Below are 19,631 nucleotides of genomic sequence, written 5' to 3'. Positions count from 1 at the left end.
CGTACGGGATCTGCGAGCATCCGACGGCGGCCCTCCGACACCTGTCAGGGGAAGGGCCCGGATCGCCACGGGCGCACCACCTCAGGCCCACGGCAGCGCGGCACGGGTCTTCCAGTACAGGTCGGCGGGCTCGGCGAGCGCTGCCAGCCGGTCGAGCTCGCCGGGCGCGAGGTCGAGTCGTGCGGCGGCGAGGTTCGATGCCAGCTGTGCCGGGGTCGCCGCGCCGGAGAGCACGATGTCGGCCCACGGCTGGGCCGCTGCCGCAGCCAGCGCGATGGCGTCGCAGGACTGGCCGGTGCCGGCGGCGAGGGTGCGCAGCAGGGTCGTGTCGGGGCCCGTGGCGTTGCGGCCGGCGAGGCGGCCGTTCGCCATGCCCTCCTTCACCACCACCAGCATCCCGGCCGCGTGGGCCTCGGCCAGCGCCGGTCCGGCGGAGGGCTCCAGCAGGTTCCAGGTGGATTGGACCGCCTTGAACAGCGGACGGCCCGACACCTCCACCGCCAGCGCCGCCCGGATGGTCTCGCTCTGCGCGGAGCCGCTGGTGGACAGGCCCACCCGGACGCCCTCCTCGGCGAGCGCGGCCATCCGCGCGTGAAGCGCGCGGTCGGTCAGGGCCGGGCTGTCGGGTGTCACGGAGTGCACCAGGTAGACATCGAGCCGCGGCCCCAGCAGGGCCCTTGTCTCCCGGACCTGCCGGTCGAACACCGCCGTCGAGTGCTCCTTGACCTCGTGCACGGGCACACCCGAGGCCTGCCAGTCGGCGGTGTAGGTGTAACCCCACTTGCTCCCCACCACCAGGTCGGCCGCCGCCTCCGGCCGGGCGTCCAGCCATGCGCCGACGAACTCCTCCGCCCGCCCGTACGACCGCGCCGTGTCGAAGTACCGCACCCCGGCGGCGTACGCGGCGTCGAGCAGCGCGTGCGTGCGTGCCCGCAGCGCCTCGACACTCCGCTCGGACGGCAGGTCGAGGTCACGGCCGAGCGTGATGTAGCCGGGGCGGCCGACGGCGGCGGTGCCGACGCCGAAGCGTGCGAGCGACGGTCCGGCGGCCGGGCCGGAGGCGGGTGCAGTCGCCATGGCGGTGCTCCGTTCGATGGTTCCGGCGGACGGGGCGGCGCGCCCCGTCCGCGTCCGACCCTATCCACCGCGCTCGATCGACCGCGGCACGGCGAGCCCCTGGAGCTCCCCGGTATCCGCCACGCGGCGCGGCCTGAGCGCGTACTGTCGAGTACGTCAGCAACTCGTCATGCAACCGTCAGATCACCGTCGCACGAACCATTCTTGACGGTCCGTCATACCATGCACAGCTTCACGACACCCGACCCCGCGGCGTCGCAGCGGACCGAGCCGCCTCACCGACCCGACGTCGCGCCCTCCGCGCAGATTGGTTTGCACCGTGCGGATCCGAAAGCCGGCCATCAGTGCCACTGCCGTGAACTCCCCGCTCCGGGCCGCCGGCACCACCAGGGCCTGACCACCGCCCCCGCATCTCTGCGAACCGCTTCGCCCTGCCGCGCACGCCGCGGCCGGACGGGCGGCGTCCATGACGCACTCCCAGCAGCGCAAGCATCACGAAGGAGACCGACATGGCCACTTCTGAGACCAGGACCGCCCTCGACACCGTCTACCGATCCGAGGGCCCCACCCGCCCGATCCTCGACCAGATCGCCGACAAGTGGTCGATGACCGTACTGACGGTCCTCGACGAGCCCAAGCGGTTCAACGAGATCAAGCGCCACCTCGACGGCGTGACCCAGCGGGTCCTGACCCAGACCCTGCGCCGCCTGGAACGCAACGGGATGATCGTGCGACGCGTGCTGCCGACCTCGCCGGTCGGCGTCGAGTACTCCCTCACCCCGCTCGGAGACTCCCTGCGCGGGCCCCTCGGCCGACTGTACGCCTGGTCGGTCGCCAACACGGACCAGATCCGGGCCCATCAGATCGAGTACGACCGACGCATGCACGACTGTCACAGCTCCGAGCCCAGAGTCGATCTGACTGTCCATTAGGCATCGACGGCCGCGCAGCGGCGGTTGACATTTGTCATCCGTAGCCGGTGACGTGCCGTCACTACGGATGGTCGGTCACCGGAGGGGAACGTGGAGCCATGGGAACGACACAGGCGGTGATGACCGCCGAAGGGCTGCGGTACCGGTATGGGGAGACGACCGCGCTGGACGGCGTGGACCTGCGGGTCGATCCCGGGGAGTGCGTCGCGCTGCTCGGGCCGAACGGGGCCGGGAAGTCGACCCTGGTCGCGATCGCGGTCGGGCTGCTCGCTCCCCAGCAGGGGACCGTGCGGATCCAGGGCGGTGATCCGCGCCGCGCGGCGACCCGTCGGCGCCTCGGCGTGGCGCAGCAGACACCGGGCTTTCCGAACACGCTGACCGTGAAGGAGCTGGTGACCGGTGCGGCGGTCCGCGGTGGGCTACGAGCATCCGCGGCCGCTCCGGTGCTGGCGGAACTCGGGCTGACCGAACTCGAGCGCCGGCGGGTGTCGAAACTCTCCGGCGGCCAGAAGCAGCGCGTGCAGCTGGCGATGGCACTGGTCACCGAACCCACCCTGCTGGTCCTGGACGAGCCCACGGTCGGCCTCGACACATCGGCCCGGCGGCACTTCTGGCAGATCCTGGCACGTCGCCGGGCGCACGGCACCGCGGTGCTGGTGACCACGCACCTGATCGAGGAGTCGGCTGCCGTCGCTGACCGGGTGGTGGTCCTCGACCGCGGCCGGATCCTGGCGGACGCGCCGCCGGAGATGCTGGTGTCGCAACTGCCGGACCGCACCGTGACCGTACGGACCGGGCTCGGCCACGGCGAACTGCGGGCGTTGCCGGGCGTTCTGTCGGTCACTCCCGAGCACGACCTGGTGAGGATCCAGACGCGCTCGCCCGAGGACCTGCTGCGCGTGCTGCTCGACCGGGATCCGGAGCTGGCGGAGTTGCGGGTGCAGGACGCGGGCCTGGAGGAAGCCGTGCTCGCGCTCACCGACGCTGCGGAGGTGGAGGCGTGAACGCGATGACGGCACGGATCTTCGGGGTGGAGTTGCGGGACGAACTGCGGGCGATCGTCCGGGAACCGACCTCGTTGTTCTTCAGCATCCTCATGCCGGTCGGGTTCTTCGTCCTGTTCAACCTGCTGTACGGGCACGGCAGCTCCCAAGGGCTCTCGGCCGGTACGGCGATGGTGGCCACCTTCGGCACCTACGGGGTGATCACGGTGGCCGCGCTGCAGCCCGGCATCGGGGTCGCGCAGGACCGGGACCTGGGCTGGCTGCGCATGAAGCGGGTGTCCGCGGTGCCGATCGGGGTCGGTCTCGCCGCGAAGGCCATGGCTGCGCTGCTCTACGGGGTGGGCGTGCTGGCGCTGATGGGGGTGGCGGCCGCGGCGTTCGGCACACTGCACGCCTCGGCCTGGGCGCTGCTGCGGGTGGCCGCGGTGCTGCTGCTGGGCACCGTCCCGTTCACGCTGTTCAGCGTGGCGGTCGGGCTGCGGTTCCGCACCGGGGCGACGATCGCGCTGCTCAACGCGGTCCTGTTTCCACTGGCGGTGCTGTCCGGGCTGTGGATCCCCATCCGGCTGCTGCCCTCGGCGGTGCGGCGCATCGCGGAGTTCCTGCCCACCTACCACCTCGCCCAGCTCGGGCTCGCCCAACTGGACGGCGGAACCGTGGCGATCCATGTGCTCGCCCTGGTGGTCACCACCGCGGTGGCGGCGGCGGTGGCCACCGCGGCCTACCGTCGGGCCCGGCTGTGAGCGCCGTCGACGACTCCGCTCCCGGGTCCGTGGCCGCGCGGCTGCGGACCTGGGACTGGATCTACCTCGGCTACCTGCTGTTCGTGCCGGCCCAGCCGTACTTCTCACCGGAGCGCCGGTGGTGGGAGTGGCCGCTGGCGATCGCGGTGTGCGCGGCCACGGCCGTGCTGTACGCGGCGGCGGTGCTGCGCGGCCCGTCCGCCCGGCACGTCTGGTCGTCGATCGTGCCGATGGCGGTGATCGGCGCGCTGGCCGCCCCGTTCAACACCAATGCGAGCGTGCTGTTCATCTACGCGGCCGCAGTCGCGGGCAACACGCTGCCGTGGCGCGACGCCCGGCTGTGGTTCGCGGGCCTGACCGTGCTGGACAGTGTCACGGCACTGGTGTCGCAGGTCCCGATGCCCTACCGGCTGTGGGGTTTCGCGTCGGCGCTGGTACTGGTCTGGGTGATCGGGCTGCTCGAACTCGGACAGCGCGACCGGCGTCAGGAACAGGAGAACGAGCGGCTGCGCACCTCCCGGGTCGAACTGCTCGCGACCATCACCGAACGCGAGCGGATCGCGCGCGACCTGCACGACCTGCTCGGGCACTCGCTCACCGCGGTGGTGATGCGAGCCCAGCTGACCAAGGAACTGGTATCGGTCGACCCGCAGCGGGCGCGCGCCGAGGCCGAGGAGATCGAACGCAATGCGCGGGAGGCGCTGGCCGCGGTACGCAGCACGGTCACCGGCTGGCGGCAGACCAGCATCCGCGCGGAGCTGGAGGCGGCACGGCGAGCGCTGGCCGGCACCGGGGTGGACCTGCGGGTGGACCACGAGGACGGGCCGCTCCTGGTCGCGGCCGCAGAACACGCGTTGGGGCTGGCCCTGCGGGAGGCGGTGACCAACGTGGCCCGGCATGCGCGGGCGTCCACCTGCCGCATCGGACTGGACACGGACGGGGAACGGGTGCGCCTGGTGATCGCGGACGACGGGATCGGCGGCAACGCTCCGGAGGGCTCCGGGCTGACCGGGCTGCGGGAGCGGATCGGGAAGCTCGGGGTGCGGTGCAGCGCACCGGCACGGCCGGGACCACGCTGACCGTGACGGTGCCGGTCGGGGTGGCCCGGTGATCCGGGTGGTGCTGGCCGAGGACCAGGGCATGGTGCTGGGCGCGTTCGCGTCCCTGCTGGACCTGCAACCGGACATCTCGGTGCTGGCGACCGCGACCGACGGCGACGAGGCGCTGGCCGCGGTGCGCGAGCACCGGCCGGACGTCCTGGTGACCGACATCGAGATGCCCGGCCGCACCGGTCTGGACGTGGCCGCGGAGCTGCGCACCCTGGGTGACCCCACGCGGGTGCTGATCGTGACCACGTTCGCGCGCAGTGGCTACCTGCGCCGCGCGGTCGACGCCGGGGTGGCCGGGTACGTGCTCAAGGACGCGCCGATCGGCGAACTGGCGGCGGCCCTGCGCCGGGTGCACGCGGGTGAGCGGGTGGTGGCGCCGGAACTGGCGGTGGCGGCGTGGGACGCGGCCGATCCGCTGACCGACCGGGAACGGGAACTGCTGCGCGCGGTCGCGCAGGGGGCGGGCAACGCCGAGATCGCGGCGCGGCTGTTCCTGGCCGAGGGCACCGTGCGCAACTACCTGTCCAGCGCCATGGCCAAGCTGGGCGCGCGCAACCGGACGGACGCGGCCAGGACGGCGACGGCGCGGGGCTGGCTCTGACCGGCCGGCCGTGGCGCCACCACCGGTGGCGGCGCTCAGGCGACGGCCGGCAGCCGGTCGGGCAGGGCGAACAGCAGGTCGTGCAGCGGCCGACCGGTGCCGTGCCAGATCGACAGCGCGTACACGCTGATCGGGAAGCGGACCCAGCGCGGCGGCGCCCACACCGTGCCGCGCACGATCGGTCCCTGCCCGGTCGCGTCGAGGTTCGACGGCACGTCGCCGGCCTCGGCGAGCATGTCCCAGCCCTGCCGCGGCACGGCGAACTCCGCCTCGGTGAGCTCTCCGCGCATGCTCGCGCGCAGGATCGTCGTCGCTGCGAGGTCGAGCGTCAGCGCGCCGTCGACCAGCCCGCGGTCGACCTGGTGCCCGGCGTCGGCCAGCCAGGCGCACAACCGGTCGACGGCGGCGTCGAGCAGGTCCTCGGTGGCGCGTTCGGTGGTGATCGCGCGGCACAGCAGCGCCTGGAAGTGCACCTCCTCGGGCACGACGACCTGGTCGCCGATGACCGTCCTGAGCAGCGCCAGGTCCAGCGCGGACGGGTCCTCGTGGGCGGCGGCGACGTTGCCGGCGACGGCCCGCAGGAACGGGTCGTCGCAGTCGTCGAGCAGGAACGTCCACAGCCTCTCGCAGAGGTCGACCATGCGAACGCCGGTCGTCGAGTGGATGACACGCAGCGCGCAGCGGAGCAGGATCTTCTGGAACAGCGTCATGGACACCCGGAAGCCCATGCCGCGCACCCAGTCCTGGACGCTCATCGCGTCGTGGGCGACGACGACGTCGGCGACCAGTTCGGGGTTGGTGACGTCGCAGGGCATCCAGCGGGTCGTCACCTTGTGCTTGTCCTGGAAGGACTCCCGCGCGTACTCGGTGTTGTTCAGCAGGAGCAGCGGGTAGATCACCGGCGAGCCGCCGGCGGTCAGCACCTCCTCGACCCCGTTGAGGTAGGAGTCGTAGGTCTCGCCGGGCAGGCCCCAGATCAGGTCGGTGTAGGTGGGCACGCCCAGTTCGCGGAACCGGGCGAGCAGGCGGCGGTAGTGCTGGGTGCGGATGTTGGCGCGGCTGGCGATCTTCAGCACCTCCGCGTCGAAGGACTGCGCGGACAGCGTGATCGCCGTGGTGAGGTCGGCGGCGTGCAGCATGCTCGCGATCTCCACGATGCGGTCGTTGCTGTTCTTCGCCCAGTTCGTGCTGACCATCAGCCGCTTGTCGTAGCGCCGGGTGAGTTCCACGATGTGCTCTGCGATCTCCCGGTCGCGGGCGAGGATGCCGAAGTTGGCGTCCGCGATGAACAGCGTCGCGTCCATGGGCATCAGCCGGATCAGCCGGTCCAGTTCGGCGAAGATCCGGTCGCGCGAGAACTGCCGCACCTTGGAGTTGGTCGCGCCGCCCCAGTAGCAGAACGCGCACTTGTACGGGCAGCCCCGGTTGGTCTCGTAGACGATCATGGAGGTGCCGGTGATCTCCTCGTCGGAGTACACCGGGGAGAGGATCGGCGAGGCGACCTGGTCCAGATCGGTGATGCGGTCCGCGTCCGGGTTGGTGACCACGAGGCCGTCGGACCAGTAGCTGATGCCGGGAATCGTGACGAGGTCCCCGCCGGCGAGGAAGCAGTGCATCAGGTCGCGGAACCGCAGTTCGCCTTCGCCGTGCACCAGCACGTCCACCCACGGGGCCTCGGTGAACAGCGGATCCTGCTGGTGGCTGACGTCGTTGCCGCCGACGACGACCAGGCAGTCCGGCCACCGCTGCTTGACCCGACGGGCCAGCTCCAGCGACTGGGCGCGGTTCCAGAAGAACACGGTCAGCGCGACGACGAACGGTTCGTCCCAGGAGTCGAGCAACTCCGTCATCGCCTGCTCGCCGCCGGTCTGCTCGCGCACGCAGATCCGGAAGTCGCAGCTCTCGTCGAGGACGGGGTCCGCCAACGAGGTCGCCTTGAGGTAGCCGAGCGTGATGCTGTACCGGACGCCGTGCATCGCGGTGAGCTCGACGAGCTGGACGGACTTCTTCCTGGCGGGCACCTGAGCTGACGGCCGGCCGGCAGTGGCATCGTGGATCGTGCCCATCGTGGAGGTCATAGCTGCACATCCGTACGCAGTCGGGTGAAGGGGACGTTCCGCACGTGGTGGTGACCGGTGGCCATCGACGGAGCCGGGCGCGCCGTTCCGCGCGGATTCCCGCTGCGGCGCCCATCCGGAAGAGCGCGTGCCATTTCTGATTCCGGGGCTGCTCCGGCGCGGACTTCCAGGACGTTTACGATGTTTACCTCGACGCAGGGAGCGGGCCGCACACCGGTCGGCAACGGATATCCACGGTCGCAGCGCCGGCCGGATGCGTCAATAACGCACTCCCCGCATCCTAGGTATCTCCGGGGATACCTGAGCGGGCCTGATATTTGAGCTTCTCTTGAGCTTCCGGGTCTCCGCCGGGCTTTGTTGTGAACATTGACGACCCATCAGGCCCGTTGTAGCGTCTGCCACGAAACGCCACGGCGGCGCCGCAAGGCCCGGCCGTACGGGTGTAAACCCATCCGTCGCTCTGGTGAATTTCCGGTTGTTAGGGAGTGGTTTCGGTGCGCTTCGGGCTTTCCTTTCTTCCTGACTGCACGCCGGAGACGAAATCTCCGCAGACCTACTTCAGCGACGCGCTGGAGTTGTCCGTCCAGGCCGAGGTGGGCGGACTGGACTCGGTGAAGATGACCGAGCACTATCTCCACCACTACGGCGGATACTGCCCGAGCCCGTTGGGATTCCTGTCCGCGGTGGCCGCCCGGACGAGTTCGGTCCGGCTGATGACCGGCTGCGTGCTGCCGGTCTTCCACCATCCGATCCAATTGGCCGCCGAAACCGCGCAGGTCGACGCGATCAGCGGCGGCCGGCTCGACGTGGGATTCGCGCGGGCCTATCTTCCCGACGAGTTCGACGCGCTCGGCGTGGACATGGACGAGAGCAACGACCGATTCCGCGAGACCATTCGCGCCGTACTGCGGATATGGACCGAGGAGAAGGTCAGCGAGCAGACCCGTTCTTCTCCTATCGCGACGTGACCGGACTTCCGCGGCCCACCCAGCAGCCGCATCCGCCGGTGTGGGGTGCCGCGGTGCGCACGCCGGAGAACTTCGCCTGGCTGGGCACCGAAGGCCTGGGCCTGCTGATCACCCCACTGATCTCGCCGCACGAATTCCGCGATCACCTGACCGTCTACCGCGACGCGTTCGAAGCGGCGCACGGCGCCTCCGGGCTTCCTCCCCGGGTCACGGCCAGCCTGCCACTGGTGGTCGCGGAGACCGACGAGGCCGCGGAGGAGATCGCCGAGACCTACCTGCGCCGCTATCTGGACGTCTGGGCCGAGGCCGTGAACGCATGGGACCGCCGGGAATCCTCGGCCTACCGCGGCTACTCCGGGTTCGGCTGGATGCTGCGCGGCCTGCAGGCCGAGAAGCTCTACACCGAAGGCGGTGCGATCGTCGGATCCCCGGCCACGGTCATCGACCGGATCCGCGCGTTCAACCGCCACATCGGCGGCGTCGACCAGATCCTCTGGCAGATCGATTTCGGTGCGATGCCGCTCCCCAAGGCTCGGCAGACCCTGGAGCTCTTCTGCGACCAGGTGCTGCCCGAGGTGACAACACTGTGACGTCGATGCCCCGGACCGGGGCATCGGCACGGAGCAGGAGAGGAGGTGTACGCACAATGGAGGGATTCAACGACCTGGTGCTGGACGACAGCGCCTTCGAGCTCGTGGACCTGGGTGAGGTGGTGCCCGCGTCCGTGACGGCCGGCTACGGCCTGACCGAGCTGTCCGCGTCCGGTGGCCAGAGCAGCTGCTGCTGCTGCTGCCCGTGCTGCTGCTGCACCTGATCCGGGTGCTGATGTCTCCGGCACCCGTGCTCTAGCCGGTGCGTGGTGGTGAAAAGGGACCGGGTGGCTCTCGGTCCTTCCCTGACCGGTCGTCAACGAAGGTGTGAAGAAGCGGTGGTCATGGAAGTCGATGTCGAGCGGATCCGGCCGCGACTGCGCGGCGACGTCTACGTCATGCGCGTGCCGGAAGGTGCCTACATCCGCAGCAATCTCGGCGGGTCGATGCTCAAGGGCGCGTCGACGTACGAGTGGATCCAGCGGATCGCGCCGATGCTCGACGGCACCAGGACCCTCGGCGAGCTGTGCGCGGCCGTTCCGGAGCCCAGCCGCGCCGGCCTGGCCAAACTGACGATGCTGCTGCTCGGCAAGGGGTACGTCAAGAACGTCCTGGACGACCGCCCGCACACCCTGACAGCCGACGTGGCCGCGGCCTACGCGGCCAACATCGCCTTCATCGAGTACTTCACCGAGTCGCCGGAACTGCGCTTCGAGCACTACCGGGACAGCACCGTCGTGCTGGCCGGATCCGGCCCGCTGCTCCAGGCCCTGGCCAACGCGCACCTGCGTTCCGGTGTGCGCACCGTGTCGCTCGCCCCCTTCGCCGAGGTCGACCGCGACCGCGTCGCCGAGCACCTCGCCGCGGCCCGGGCGCTGGATCCGGAGCAGGAGACCGCCTACCGGGAGGTCGACGCCGAGCGGCTCGACCGGGTCGCCGCCGACGCCGCCATGGTGCTGCACGTCGCGGACCGCCCCATGATCGAACGCGCCCGGTCGCTGCCGCACGTCGCCCGCGCCGCCGGCGCCGCGTTCGCCCAGGCGATCGTGGTGGGCGACGACGCCTGGATCGGCCCGGTGATCGGCAGGGACGGCGACGCCACGGCCTGGGAGTCGGCCTGGCGTCGGCTGCGCGCGCTCGCACCGGACCTCGTCGGCGCGGATCTGCGCGACCACCCGGAGGCGGCGCCGAGCGACTTCCTGCGCGGCCCCACCGTCGCCCTCGTCGCCAACCAGCTGTGCTTCGCGGCCTTCCGGCACCTCACCGGCATCGATCCGGGCACGGGCGCCGACCACCTCGTCCGGTTCGAGCTGGAGACGCTGGAAACCTCCAAGCACACCTTCCTGCCGCACCCGCTCGCGCTGCCCGTCGTCCCCGTCGCCCCCTCCCGGGTGGCGGCGTTGGCCACCGCGGCGCCCGTCGACGACGAGGCGCTGGCCCGACTCGCGGTGGACTGCGTCGACCCGCGGACCGGTGTGTTCGCGGAGATCACCGAACGCGACTACGAGCAGCTGCCGCTGTTCGTCAGCGAGGTCGTGGTCTCCGACCCGGTCGGCCTGGCCGGCGGTCCGTTCCCGGTCCACGGCGTCGGCGAGAGCGTGGTCGAGTCACGGCAGCGGGCCGTCCGGCACGCGTTCGAACGCTACGCGGCCGTCATGGTCGACTCCCGCAGGGGCGACACGCTCCACGGCCTGGACGTGCTGACCGGCGAACCGGTCGCGGTCGACGCCTCGGAGGTCTTCCCGGCCCGGACGGCGGCCTCCGGCGACGACTGGACGGCGGCCGTGCGCGCCGCGGTGGTCGCGGCGGCCCACGCGAACGTCGCCGCGGCACTCGCCGCCGCGACCGGCCCGTTCCCCCGGCTGGACCTGGACTCCGCCGGCCTGACGGCGCGCGGCGAGCGCTACCTGAAGCTGCTGCGGATCGTCGACCAGCCGTTCGAGGTCCACGACCTGTCCGGTCCGCTCGGGCTGCCCACCTTCGCGTTCAGCACCCCGGACGCCACCGTCGCCTACGCGAGCGACCTGGAGGTCGCGGTCGCGCTGGAGAGGGGCTGGAGCAGACCCTGCTCTCCTACCAGTCCCGGGCCGCGGAGCAGCCCGGCTACGCACCGGCGCCCGTGCCCGACCTGCCCGCGGACCTGCGCGGGGAGACCGGGGCGCGGCCGGTCTCCGTGACCCTCGACGAGGTCGTGGCGACGCTGACGCGCGACGGCGGCCGCGTGGTCGCGGTACCGCTCGACCACGATCCCCTCCTCGCCGGGCGGTGTCCGTTCGTGGCGCGAGCCGTGGTCGTCCATGGCTGACCGGCCCCACGTGCTCGTCGAATCGCATCAGGTGATCGTCGGACCGTGGCCGCCGGGCTGCCCGGAGTGTCTGCGGACCCGGCGCGCCGCCGCGGCGTCCGCCTTGCGCGCCGCAGAGATGGCCTCCGCCGTGCCGGACGGGGAGCTGCCGACCTTCCTGGCGGACACCGTCGCCGAGCTGGCCTCGGCCGGGTCCGGGGCGCAGCGGTTCTGGATCGTCGACGCGGCCACGCTCACCCTGTCGCAGCACGCCTTCCTCCCCGATCCGCACTGCCCCCGGTGTGCGGTGGTGCCCGCCGACAGCGCACGGGCCGCGAGGATCGTCCGAGCCGCGCGGCCCAAGCCCTCGCCCGCGTCGAGCCGGGTCCGCCCGCTGGACGGGAGCGACCTCGAAGCACGGTACGTGGACGGGCAGAGCGGCCTGATCCCCTCGATCACCTCCTATCCGCAGCACGCGTTCCCGTTCACCGAGGCCGTGCTGGCCGTGCCCAAGGCCTCCGCTGCGGCAGCCGGCTACGGCCGCACCCGGGATTTCGCGTCGGCGCGGGCCGTCGCGGTGGCGGAGTCGTTGGAGCGGCTGGCCGCGTACGCGCCGAGCCGGCGGACGAGCGTCAGGGCCGGCTGGGCCGACGTTGCCGAGGACGCGGTCGATCCCCGCTCGCTGGGCCTGTACCCCGCCGACCGGTTCCGCGTCCCCGGCTTCCCCTACCGGGAGTTCACCGAGGACGCGGTGACCGACTGGGTCTGGGGTCACTCATTCGGCCGGGACCGGCCGGTGCTGGTGCCGGAGAGCTTCGTCTACTACCGGCTGCCGGCCTCCGGCGGCGCGGCCGGGTTCGCGTGCGAGATCTCCAGCGGCTGTGCGCTCGGCGGCTGCTGGGAGGAGGCGGTGCTGCACGGCATCCTCGAAGTCGCGGAGCGCGACGCCTTCCTGATGGCCTGGTACGGACGGACCCCGCTGCCCGGGATCGACCCGGCCGGCATTCCCGACCACCGGATCGCGCTCGTCTGCGAGCGCATCGCGCGGCAGGGCTACCGCGTGCGCATCCTCGACACCACGCAGGACCACGGGATCCCCTCGTTCTGGACGTTCGCCGAGGACGTCACCGGAACCGGACGGCCCCGGGCCGTGTCGACCGGCGGCAGCGGGCTGCGCCCGGCCGAGGCGATCCTGGCCGCGCTGCACGAACTCAGCCAGACCGTCGAGTACATGACCGTCCTCGCGCTCGCCCCGGGCTGGCGCGAACGCGCCCAGCACCTGGCCGACCACCCGGACGAGGTCAGGTCGATGGCCGACCACCTGCTCTGCGCGGCCAATCCGGCCACCTTCGACCGGTACTCCTTCCTGACCGACGACCCGGTGACGTCGACCTGGCAGCAAGGACTCGAGCGCTGGCACTGGCCGCGCAACGCCGACATCGGCGCGGACCTCGACGAGGCCGTCCGGCGTTTCGCCGCGGCCGGCATGGACGTCATAGCCGTCGACACCACCTCCACGGAACAGGCATCGGGAGGCTTCACATGCGTCAAGGTGATGGCACCGGGGTCGGTGCCGATGACCTTCGGACACGCGGCCCGGCGGGTGACCGGACTGCCCCGGCTGGCCGAGGTGCGCAACCCGCACCCGCACCCGTTCCCGTGACCGGGCCCGAGGACGGCCCCGGCCGGGCGTTCTGGCGAACCACCCTGGAGGACCTCGCCGCGGCGATGGAGACCCGGCAGTCGGAGTACGGCAACCCGGACGAGCCGCTGAAGTTCAAGATCTACCGGGGCCGGCCCCGCCGCCCGCTGACCGGCCGGGTGCCCCGGACGCTCACCGCGGTCGAGGCGTTCGACGAGGTGGCGCTGTCGACGCTGCTGCACTACGGCTACGGCATCTCCCGGCAGGAGTTCGACACCAACGGCACCTGGCCGTACCACCGCATGGTCGCCTCCGCCCGCTGCCTGTTCGGCGTCCAGCTGTACGTCTGCCTGGCCGACGGCGTCCACCACTACGACGCTGCGCACCACGGGCTGGTGCACCTGCGCGACGGGGACCACCGGGCGCTGCTCGCCAGGGCGACCGGATCCGCGGGTGCCCTGCCGGAGGCCGTCCTCGTGCTCTCCGCGATGTTCTCCAAGACCGCGTACATCTACCGTGACTACGCCTACCGGCTGTGCACGCAGGAGGCCGGTCTGCTGGCCGGGAACCTCGACCTGGTCGCGCGGTCCATGGGTCTGCGGGCGCTGCTGCACCACCAGTTCGTGGACGAGCCGGTCAACCGGCTGCTCGGGCTCGACAGCGACGAGGAACCGGCCCTGCTGGTCCTGCCGCTGCACCCGGCCGGCGCCGACCTCCGGCGCGAGCCGGTCGCGACGACGGCTGCCGCGCTGGCCTCGACCATCGACCCGATCGACCCGCCGGTGGTCCGCAGCGGACTCCAGGTCGCACCGGCCTGTCCCCGGCTGACCGAGGTCAACCGCGCCTCCCTGCGCACCGACACCACGGCCTTCGCCACCGCCGAACCGGCCGCGCCGGGCGGGTCCGGCACCGAACCGCTGCCGCTGCCCGCGGCCGAACCCCGGCGGTGGACCTGGCGCAGGTGCTGCGCGCCCGCGATTCCGGTCCCGGCGTCTTCCGGCCGGTCGCGTCACGGGTCGACGGAACCGAGCTGTGGGCGCGGCTGGCCCGGGCCCGCACCGGGGTCACCAGCGACGCCGTTCCGGCAGGTGCGCCCGTCCCGCTGGAGATCTTCCTGACCGTCGGCGACCTCGCCGGCGTACCGCCGGGTGCCTACCGGCTCGACCGGTACACGGGTGCGCTGCATCCGGTCGCCGGCGCCGACGCCATCAGCGCGATCGAGCGCGCCTGCCTCCCCGGAACGGTCTTCCGGGGCATGAACGCCGTCGTCCACCTCGTCGGCGACCGCGACTGGGCGTTCGACACCTTCGGCGACCGCGGCTACCGGGTGATCCACCAGGAGGCGGGGCTGCTCGCGCACCGGGTCTGCGTCGCGGCCGCGGCGCAGGGCCTGTCCGGCCGGATCGTCAACGCCTACCACGCCGGCGCGGTCCGCACGGCCCTCGGACTGACCGACCGACGCCATACCCCGCTCTTCCAGATCCTGCTGGCCCGGACGGGACCGGGCGGACACGTGATCGTTCCCGTCGAACTCGAGGAGGTGGGCTGATGGACACGCTGCGCGAAGCCGTTCCCGGCTCGGCCGGCTACCTGACCGGCCCGGCCGCCGTGGTCCGCCTCGCCGGGAGCCCGGTCGCCGTGCTGGACGGGCTGCGCTGTGCGCGCAGCTGGCGCACCGCCGGAGAGCTGGTGGGGCTCCGCGCCGAGATCGCCGACGCGGCCGCGGAACTGTCGGATCTGCTGTACGCCGCGATCGGCGCCGCGGACGACGGGGAACCGAAGGCCCGGCTGGTCGCGGTGCGCCGGGCCGTCCACCGGGGCCGCCGCGTCGATCCCGCGCGGCTGACCGACGTGCCCGCCGACCTGGCCGCCCCGGTCCGGGCGTGGACCGCGCGGCTCGCCGAACGCGACCGCCTGCTGGCGGAGTTGCCGGACCGGCTCGAAGAGGACTGGGCCGCGAGCTACCGGGCGCTGGGCACCGCGGCCCGGCTGCCGGCCTTCCAACTGGGGCTCGTGCACGCCAACCCGGACATGTACCTGGCCCTGCACAAGTGGTTCGACACCGGTCGCGCACCGCAGCGCCAGACCGTGCTGCGCCTGGCGCAGTACCTGGCCCGTTCCGCGGCGAAGACCAGCCCGTACTCCACGTTCACCAGCAGCGGCCTGGCCGCCTGGAGCCGGTGCGACGACATCGTGGAGCTGTCCGGGCGGCTGGCCGAGGGGCGGGTCGCCGCGGCGACCACGACCGAGATCAGCGTCGGTTCGCTGCACCGGATCGCCCGCGCCGTCAGCGAACGCCCGGAGGTCGTCGGCGGCCGCCCGATCCGGATCAACCCCAGCGTCACGGTCGCCGACGACACGCTGGTGTTCCTGGGCCGGCGTCCGGTCGAGCACGTGCACAGCCTCGCCGTCACCCCGACCCTGCGCCGGGTGATGGACCTGGTCATCCCCGGGACCACGCTCGACGACCTGCGCGACGCCCTGCTGGCCCGGGCGGCCGACGGGAGTCAGGTCGACGCCTTCCTCCGCCGCCTGGTGGCGCTGGGCGTGCTGGAGCTCGTCCCGCCGCTCGCCGACCAGGCCCCGGACCCGGTCGCCGACCTGCGCGTCTGGTTGCAGCAGCTCGGGCAGCCCGGCCTGGAACGGCTGGACCGAACCCTGCACGGCGTGCACGAGGCGCTGTCGAGCTACTCGACGATCGAGGCCCCCGGCGAACGGGTCGCCGTCCGCGAGGCCGTGATCCGCGGTCTGGACACGGCGCTTCGCGAGGTGGGCGACCACGCCCACCTGAACAGCCCGAAGCTGGCCCAGGAGTTCGGCCGGTACAGCTTCTACGAGAACGCGGTGCATCCCGGCACGACCGCCGTGCTCGACCGCAGCAGGTGGCAGCCGCTGCTGACGGACCTCGACGCGGTGCGCACCCTGCTCGGCCTGATCGGGCCCGACCTGCCGTTCAAGCTCACCCTCGACGCGCTGTTCCGCAGCCGGTACCCGGCCGACGCGCAGGTGCCGCTGCTGGTGTTCTACCGGGACGTCCTGGCCGAGCAGTCCGCCGGGGCCGCGGCGCAGCCGGCCGCGGGCGGGTCGTGGCTGGCGCACAGCCGGTTCGCCGGCGAGGACAGCCCGGTCGGGGCCGTGCGCGAGCTGCACCGCCTGCGCACCGCCGGCAAGCGCCTGCTGGGAGAGCGGAAGCCGGACGAGGACGGCGTGGTCCGGGTCGATCCCGAGGAGGTGCGCACCCTTGCCGAGGAATGGCCGGGCTGGGTCCGCACGCCGACGTCGATCGCGGCCTACTGCCAGCTCGCCGAGGCCGCGCACGGTCCGGAGCTGGTGGTCAACACCATCAGCTGCGGCTTCGGCCGGGGCCGCAACCGGGTGCGGCAGATCCTGGACGCGCTCGACCTGCGCGAGGACGCACCGGCCGGGCCGGGGCTGGCCGCGGACCGGGACGACGTGCTGTTCGCCGAGTTCGAGGCGGTGGCCCGTTCCGCGGTGAACGTGCGCAGGCCCGGTGTCCCGCTGGTCGTCGACTACCCCGGGGTGCGCAGCCTGCGCTCGCCCGAGGACCTGCTGCCGGTCAACGACCTGTACGTGCGGCGCGGCGAGGACGGGCTGCTCGCGTTGGTGTCGCGGCGGCTCGGCAAGCAGATCTGCCCGGTGCACCCGGGGCTCGGCGACCGGCTGCTGCCGCCCGCCGCGCGGTTCATGGTCGAGGCGTTCGGCGAGTCCAACACCTGGTTCGGCGCGCACACCGAGCTCAGGATGACCTCGGACCCGCGGGCGGCGGGCGGCGTGCACCACCTGCCCCGCCTGATGGTGGGCAACGTCGTGCTGCGGCGCGCCATGTGGATGACCCGCGCGGACCGGCTGCCGCGGCGGGCGGACGCCGCCACCGACGCGGACTGGATGCTGAGGACGGCCGGTTGGCTGGCCGAACACGGCATCCCCGAGCGGTGCTTCGCGACCGTGCTCGACCCGACCGTCCTGGGCCAGGCCGGGAACGGCCAGGGGCCGGGCAACGACACCAAGCCGAACTACCTCGATTTCGCGAGCATGCTGCTGCTGCTCGGGTTGGAACGCCGGCTCACCGAGCCGAACGCGATCGTGCAGATCAGCGAGATGGTGCCGGATCCCGGCCAGGTCCGCGGCGAGCGCGTCGCCGAGTACATCGTGGAACTCAACGAGCCTGGAGTCACGTATGTCTGAGCCCAGCTGGGTCAGCGCCCACCTCTTCTACCACGGCGATCAGGATGCCGTGATCGCCGGTGTCGTCAAGCCCGCAGTGGAACGGCTGCGCGGGGCCGGACAGGCCGAGGGCTTCTTCTTCCTCCGCTACTGGGAGGGCGGCCCGCACGTGCGGCTGCGGGTGCTCACCCGGCCGGAGGACGCCGGGCAGGTCCGTTCGGTCATCGAGGAGACCGCCGCGGAGTTCTACCGGGCGTCACCCTCGCAGTCCTCGATGACCGCACAGGAGTATGCCGAGTCCGCGCCCGGTCTCGCCGCGCTGGAACGCATGGCCGACCACGACCCGGTGCTGCACCCGGACAACTCGGTCGCGTTCATCGACTACGTGCCGGAGACGGAGGTGTTCGGCACGGGCCGCGCGCTGGCCGCGGTCGAGAACCAGCTCATGGCGGCCAGCGCGCTGGCGGTCGAACTGATCGCCCGCGGGCGCACGCCGGGGCAGCGCGCCATGGACGCCTTCGCCATGCTGGCCGCCGACCGCACGCTCTTCACCGGCATCCTGCCCGAACTCGCCTACCAGGCGAGGTTCATGGTGGAGACCGGCGGCGTGGCGGTGGAGGAGGTGATGGGCTCGAAGGAGTTCCGGCAGCACTTCGACGCGAACAAGGCCCACCTGCGCACCACCCTGGAGGCGGTGTGGGCGGCGACCCGGGCGTGCCGCTGCCCGAGGCGTCCGTGGTGAGCACCTGGCTGACGACCGTGCGGGATCTCAACGACACCCTGGTCGAACTGGAGCTGCTGGGCCGGCTGGACGCCTACCCAAGCTTCGAGGCCCCCGCCGACGTGCTGGAACACATCAACCACCTGGTGCCCCAGCTGATCGTGGAACGGTGCGCGCACCTGATGTGCAACCGGCTCGGCATCACCCTGGCCCAGGAGTCCCACCTGCGGCTGCTGGTGACCAGGACCGCCTTCGACCTGTGCACGGTGTGACCCGTGAGCAACGAGGCGACGCGCTACCACGAGGACGTGCACACGCCGACCGAGGTGGCGAACCCGAAGGCGTACCCACCGCAGGTGGTCAAGAGCTACCCGGGGGCGCCGCGGCACCCGCTGCCCTGGCCGCCGGAGAAGTCCGGCAACCGGCTGGGCCGGCTGCTCGCGGATCTCGGCGGCATCACCCGGTCGCAGTGGCTGACCCCGCTGGACATGCTGCCCTTCACCGACAGTTTCGAGGCCATCCCGGACGACGACCCGCTGCAGTGGCTGGTGACCCGGCGTCCGACACCGTCCGGGGGCGCCCGTTACAGCTCCGAGTGGTACGTGATCGCCGGTCCCGACTCGGAGGTGCCCACCGGCGTCCACTACTACGATCCGGCCCGGCACGACCTGGTGCGCCTGCGCTCGGGTGACTACCGGAGCTGGGTGGCGTCCCGGCCCGCCGCGACGGTCCTCGTGCAGACCAACGTGTTCTGGCGGCTGGCCGCCAAGTACGGCGAGATGTACTACCGCCTCGCCTGCCTGGAGTCGGGCATCCAGGTGGCGCACGCGCTGGCGGTCGCGGACGGCACGGGCGCCACGGCCCGGCTGTGCTTCCCCGACGCCGACATCACCGAACTGCTGGGGCTCGACCCCGGGAGGAGGGCGTGCACGCGGTCGTCGAGCTCGTCCCGCCGGTGCCCTCCGCGTTCGGCGGTCCGTCGCTGACGACCTTCCCGCTCGCGGCCGGCGCGCACGCGTCCGTGCTCGCGCAGAGCCGCCCCGACCCCGCACCGCTGCCCATCGCACCGGCGGGAGAGGGCCGGCGGATCAGCCTGCCGCATGCGGAGCCGGATCTGCCGGCCGGGACGCGCACCCGGCACGCGGCCGTGCGCGGCTTCAACGGGGAGCCCATGTCGCCGGGCGCGCTGGCCACGATCCTCACCGCCTACGGCCGGCAGGCGCGCTGGGACCTGCCGGCCAACCTGGTCGAGTTCTACTGCGTGATCGCCGACGTGACCGGCGTGCCGGCCGGCGCCTACCGCTACCTTCCCGACCGGCACCAGCTGGAGCTGGTGAGCGAGGGCGATCCCCGGCAGCGGATCCGCGAGGCCGCGCTGGCCGCGCTGACCCAGCAGGGCGCCCGGACGGCGAACCTGTGGCTGCTGCCGGTGGGCGACGCCGAGGCCGCCGAGGAGCGGTACGGCGCCCGCTGGTACCGCCTGCAGCAGGCGGCCGCAGGCGCCGCACTGCACCGCGCCTGCCTCGCCGCCGCCGCCGTCGACGTGGCGAGCCGGATCCAGAACGACGTGCTCACGCACCTGCTGGACAGCTGGTTCGGCCTGGAGGGGCGGAAACGGAGTCTGCTGATGGCGCACTTCGGCACGGAGCACCCGGCCGGGCTGCGCCCCGAGTTCCGGCTGACCTGGTGAGGGAGGA

20 protein-coding genes are annotated in these 19,631 nt (G+C 72.3%); 18 read left to right on the top strand and 2 right to left on the bottom strand.

Translation table 11 applies throughout. The annotated features are described in order from the left end of the window. Positions 1–81: 81 nt before the first annotated feature. Positions 82–1,077 (bottom strand): aldo/keto reductase, encoded by a 996-nt coding sequence (locus tag ABEB13_RS35650; protein WP_345708809.1) that lies wholly within the window; start codon positions 1,075–1,077, stop codon positions 82–84. A gap of 509 nt (positions 1,078–1,586) precedes the next feature. Here ABEB13_RS35650 and ABEB13_RS35645 point away from each other — a divergent pair. From ABEB13_RS35645 to ABEB13_RS35625, 5 genes are all read left to right on the top strand, one after another. Further along, positions 1,587–2,009, top strand: a complete 423-nt coding sequence (locus ABEB13_RS35645; RefSeq protein ID WP_345708808.1) for a winged helix-turn-helix transcriptional regulator — start codon at positions 1,587–1,589, stop codon at positions 2,007–2,009. 98 nt (positions 2,010–2,107) lie between these two features. Further along, positions 2,108–3,013, top strand: a complete 906-nt coding sequence (locus ABEB13_RS35640) for an ABC transporter ATP-binding protein (protein WP_345708807.1) — start codon at positions 2,108–2,110, stop codon at positions 3,011–3,013. A 5-nt stretch (positions 3,014–3,018) separates the two neighbouring features. Beyond that, positions 3,019–3,756 (top strand): ABC transporter permease, encoded by a 738-nt coding sequence (locus ABEB13_RS35635; protein ID WP_345709941.1) that lies wholly within the window; start codon positions 3,019–3,021, stop codon positions 3,754–3,756. Further along, entirely contained in the window at positions 3,753–4,835 is a 1,083-nt protein-coding gene (locus tag ABEB13_RS35630; RefSeq protein WP_345708806.1) for a sensor histidine kinase, read from the top strand. The genes ABEB13_RS35635 and ABEB13_RS35630 overlap by 4 nt, the downstream gene beginning before the upstream one ends. A gap of 28 nt (positions 4,836–4,863) precedes the next feature. Continuing rightward, positions 4,864–5,466 carry a response regulator transcription factor gene (locus ABEB13_RS35625; RefSeq protein WP_345708805.1) on the top strand — a complete coding sequence of 201 codons (603 nt, stop codon included), beginning with the start codon at positions 4,864–4,866 and terminating at the stop codon, positions 5,464–5,466. Between the two features lie 35 nt (positions 5,467–5,501). On the opposite strand, the gene ABEB13_RS35620 is transcribed toward ABEB13_RS35625, so the two are convergent. Then, positions 5,502–7,544, bottom strand: a complete 2,043-nt coding sequence (locus ABEB13_RS35620) for a radical SAM protein (protein WP_345708804.1) — start codon at positions 7,542–7,544, stop codon at positions 5,502–5,504. A gap of 494 nt (positions 7,545–8,038) precedes the next feature. Here ABEB13_RS35620 and ABEB13_RS35615 point away from each other — a divergent pair, with 494 nt between their 5' ends. The 13 genes from ABEB13_RS35615 (at position 8,039) to ABEB13_RS35555 (ending at position 19,624) form a co-directional block, all read left to right on the top strand. Then, a complete protein-coding gene (locus ABEB13_RS35615; protein ID WP_345708803.1) occupies positions 8,039–8,512 on the top strand; it encodes an LLM class flavin-dependent oxidoreductase in 474 nt (157 codons plus the stop codon). Next, positions 8,458–9,102 (top strand): LLM class flavin-dependent oxidoreductase, encoded by a 645-nt coding sequence (locus tag ABEB13_RS35610; protein WP_345708802.1) that lies wholly within the window; start codon positions 8,458–8,460, stop codon positions 9,100–9,102. Before ABEB13_RS35615 ends, ABEB13_RS35610 begins: the two co-directional genes overlap by 55 nt. A 56-nt stretch (positions 9,103–9,158) precedes the next feature. Continuing rightward, positions 9,159–9,326, top strand: coding sequence for a thiomuracin/GE37468 family thiazolyl RiPP peptide (locus ABEB13_RS35605; protein WP_345708801.1), 168 nt, complete (start codon positions 9,159–9,161; stop codon positions 9,324–9,326). Between the two features lie 120 nt (positions 9,327–9,446). Continuing rightward, positions 9,447–11,279 (top strand): hypothetical protein, encoded by a 1,833-nt coding sequence (locus ABEB13_RS35600; protein ID WP_345708800.1) that lies wholly within the window; start codon positions 9,447–9,449, stop codon positions 11,277–11,279. Beyond that, a complete protein-coding gene (locus ABEB13_RS35595) occupies positions 11,276–11,407 on the top strand; it encodes a hypothetical protein (protein ID WP_345708799.1) in 132 nt (43 codons plus the stop codon). Before ABEB13_RS35600 ends, ABEB13_RS35595 begins: the two co-directional genes overlap by 4 nt. Further along, the gene (locus tag ABEB13_RS35590) at positions 11,400–13,049 is read left to right on the top strand and encodes a TOMM precursor leader peptide-binding protein (RefSeq protein ID WP_345708798.1); all 1,650 of its coding nucleotides are present in this window, start codon (positions 11,400–11,402) and stop codon (positions 13,047–13,049) included. The genes ABEB13_RS35595 and ABEB13_RS35590 overlap by 8 nt, the downstream gene beginning before the upstream one ends. Then, positions 13,046–14,146, top strand: coding sequence for a SagB/ThcOx family dehydrogenase (locus ABEB13_RS35585; RefSeq protein ID WP_345708797.1), 1,101 nt, complete (start codon positions 13,046–13,048; stop codon positions 14,144–14,146). The genes ABEB13_RS35590 and ABEB13_RS35585 overlap by 4 nt, the downstream gene beginning before the upstream one ends. Further along, on the top strand, positions 14,059–14,577 hold the full coding sequence (locus ABEB13_RS35580) for a nitroreductase family protein (protein ID WP_345709940.1): 519 nt from the start codon (positions 14,059–14,061) through the stop codon (positions 14,575–14,577). Before ABEB13_RS35585 ends, ABEB13_RS35580 begins: the two co-directional genes overlap by 88 nt. Continuing rightward, a complete protein-coding gene (locus tag ABEB13_RS35575; RefSeq protein WP_345708796.1) occupies positions 14,577–17,234 on the top strand; it encodes a lantibiotic dehydratase in 2,658 nt (885 codons plus the stop codon). Before ABEB13_RS35580 ends, ABEB13_RS35575 begins: the two co-directional genes overlap by 1 nt. Beyond that, positions 17,227–17,955, top strand: coding sequence for a thiopeptide-type bacteriocin biosynthesis protein (locus ABEB13_RS35570; RefSeq protein WP_345708795.1), 729 nt, complete (start codon positions 17,227–17,229; stop codon positions 17,953–17,955). The genes ABEB13_RS35575 and ABEB13_RS35570 overlap by 8 nt, the downstream gene beginning before the upstream one ends. Next, entirely contained in the window at positions 17,952–18,206 is a 255-nt protein-coding gene (locus tag ABEB13_RS35565; protein WP_345708794.1) for a hypothetical protein, read from the top strand. The genes ABEB13_RS35570 and ABEB13_RS35565 overlap by 4 nt, the downstream gene beginning before the upstream one ends. 3 nt (positions 18,207–18,209) lie before the next feature. Beyond that, complete coding sequence (locus ABEB13_RS35560; protein WP_345708793.1) at positions 18,210–18,920, top strand: SagB/ThcOx family dehydrogenase; 711 nt, start codon at positions 18,210–18,212, stop codon at positions 18,918–18,920. Continuing rightward, positions 18,860–19,624, top strand: a complete 765-nt coding sequence (locus tag ABEB13_RS35555) for a nitroreductase family protein (RefSeq protein WP_345708792.1) — start codon at positions 18,860–18,862, stop codon at positions 19,622–19,624. The genes ABEB13_RS35560 and ABEB13_RS35555 overlap by 61 nt, the downstream gene beginning before the upstream one ends. The last annotated feature ends 7 nt before the right edge of the window (positions 19,625–19,631 follow it).

The organism is Kitasatospora paranensis (genome assembly GCF_039544005.1).
Classification (GTDB): Bacteria; Actinomycetota; Actinomycetes; order Streptomycetales; family Streptomycetaceae; genus Kitasatospora; species Kitasatospora paranensis.
Note: the sequence above shows the minus strand (reverse complement) of the source record. Positions and strands in the feature narration are given on the sequence as shown.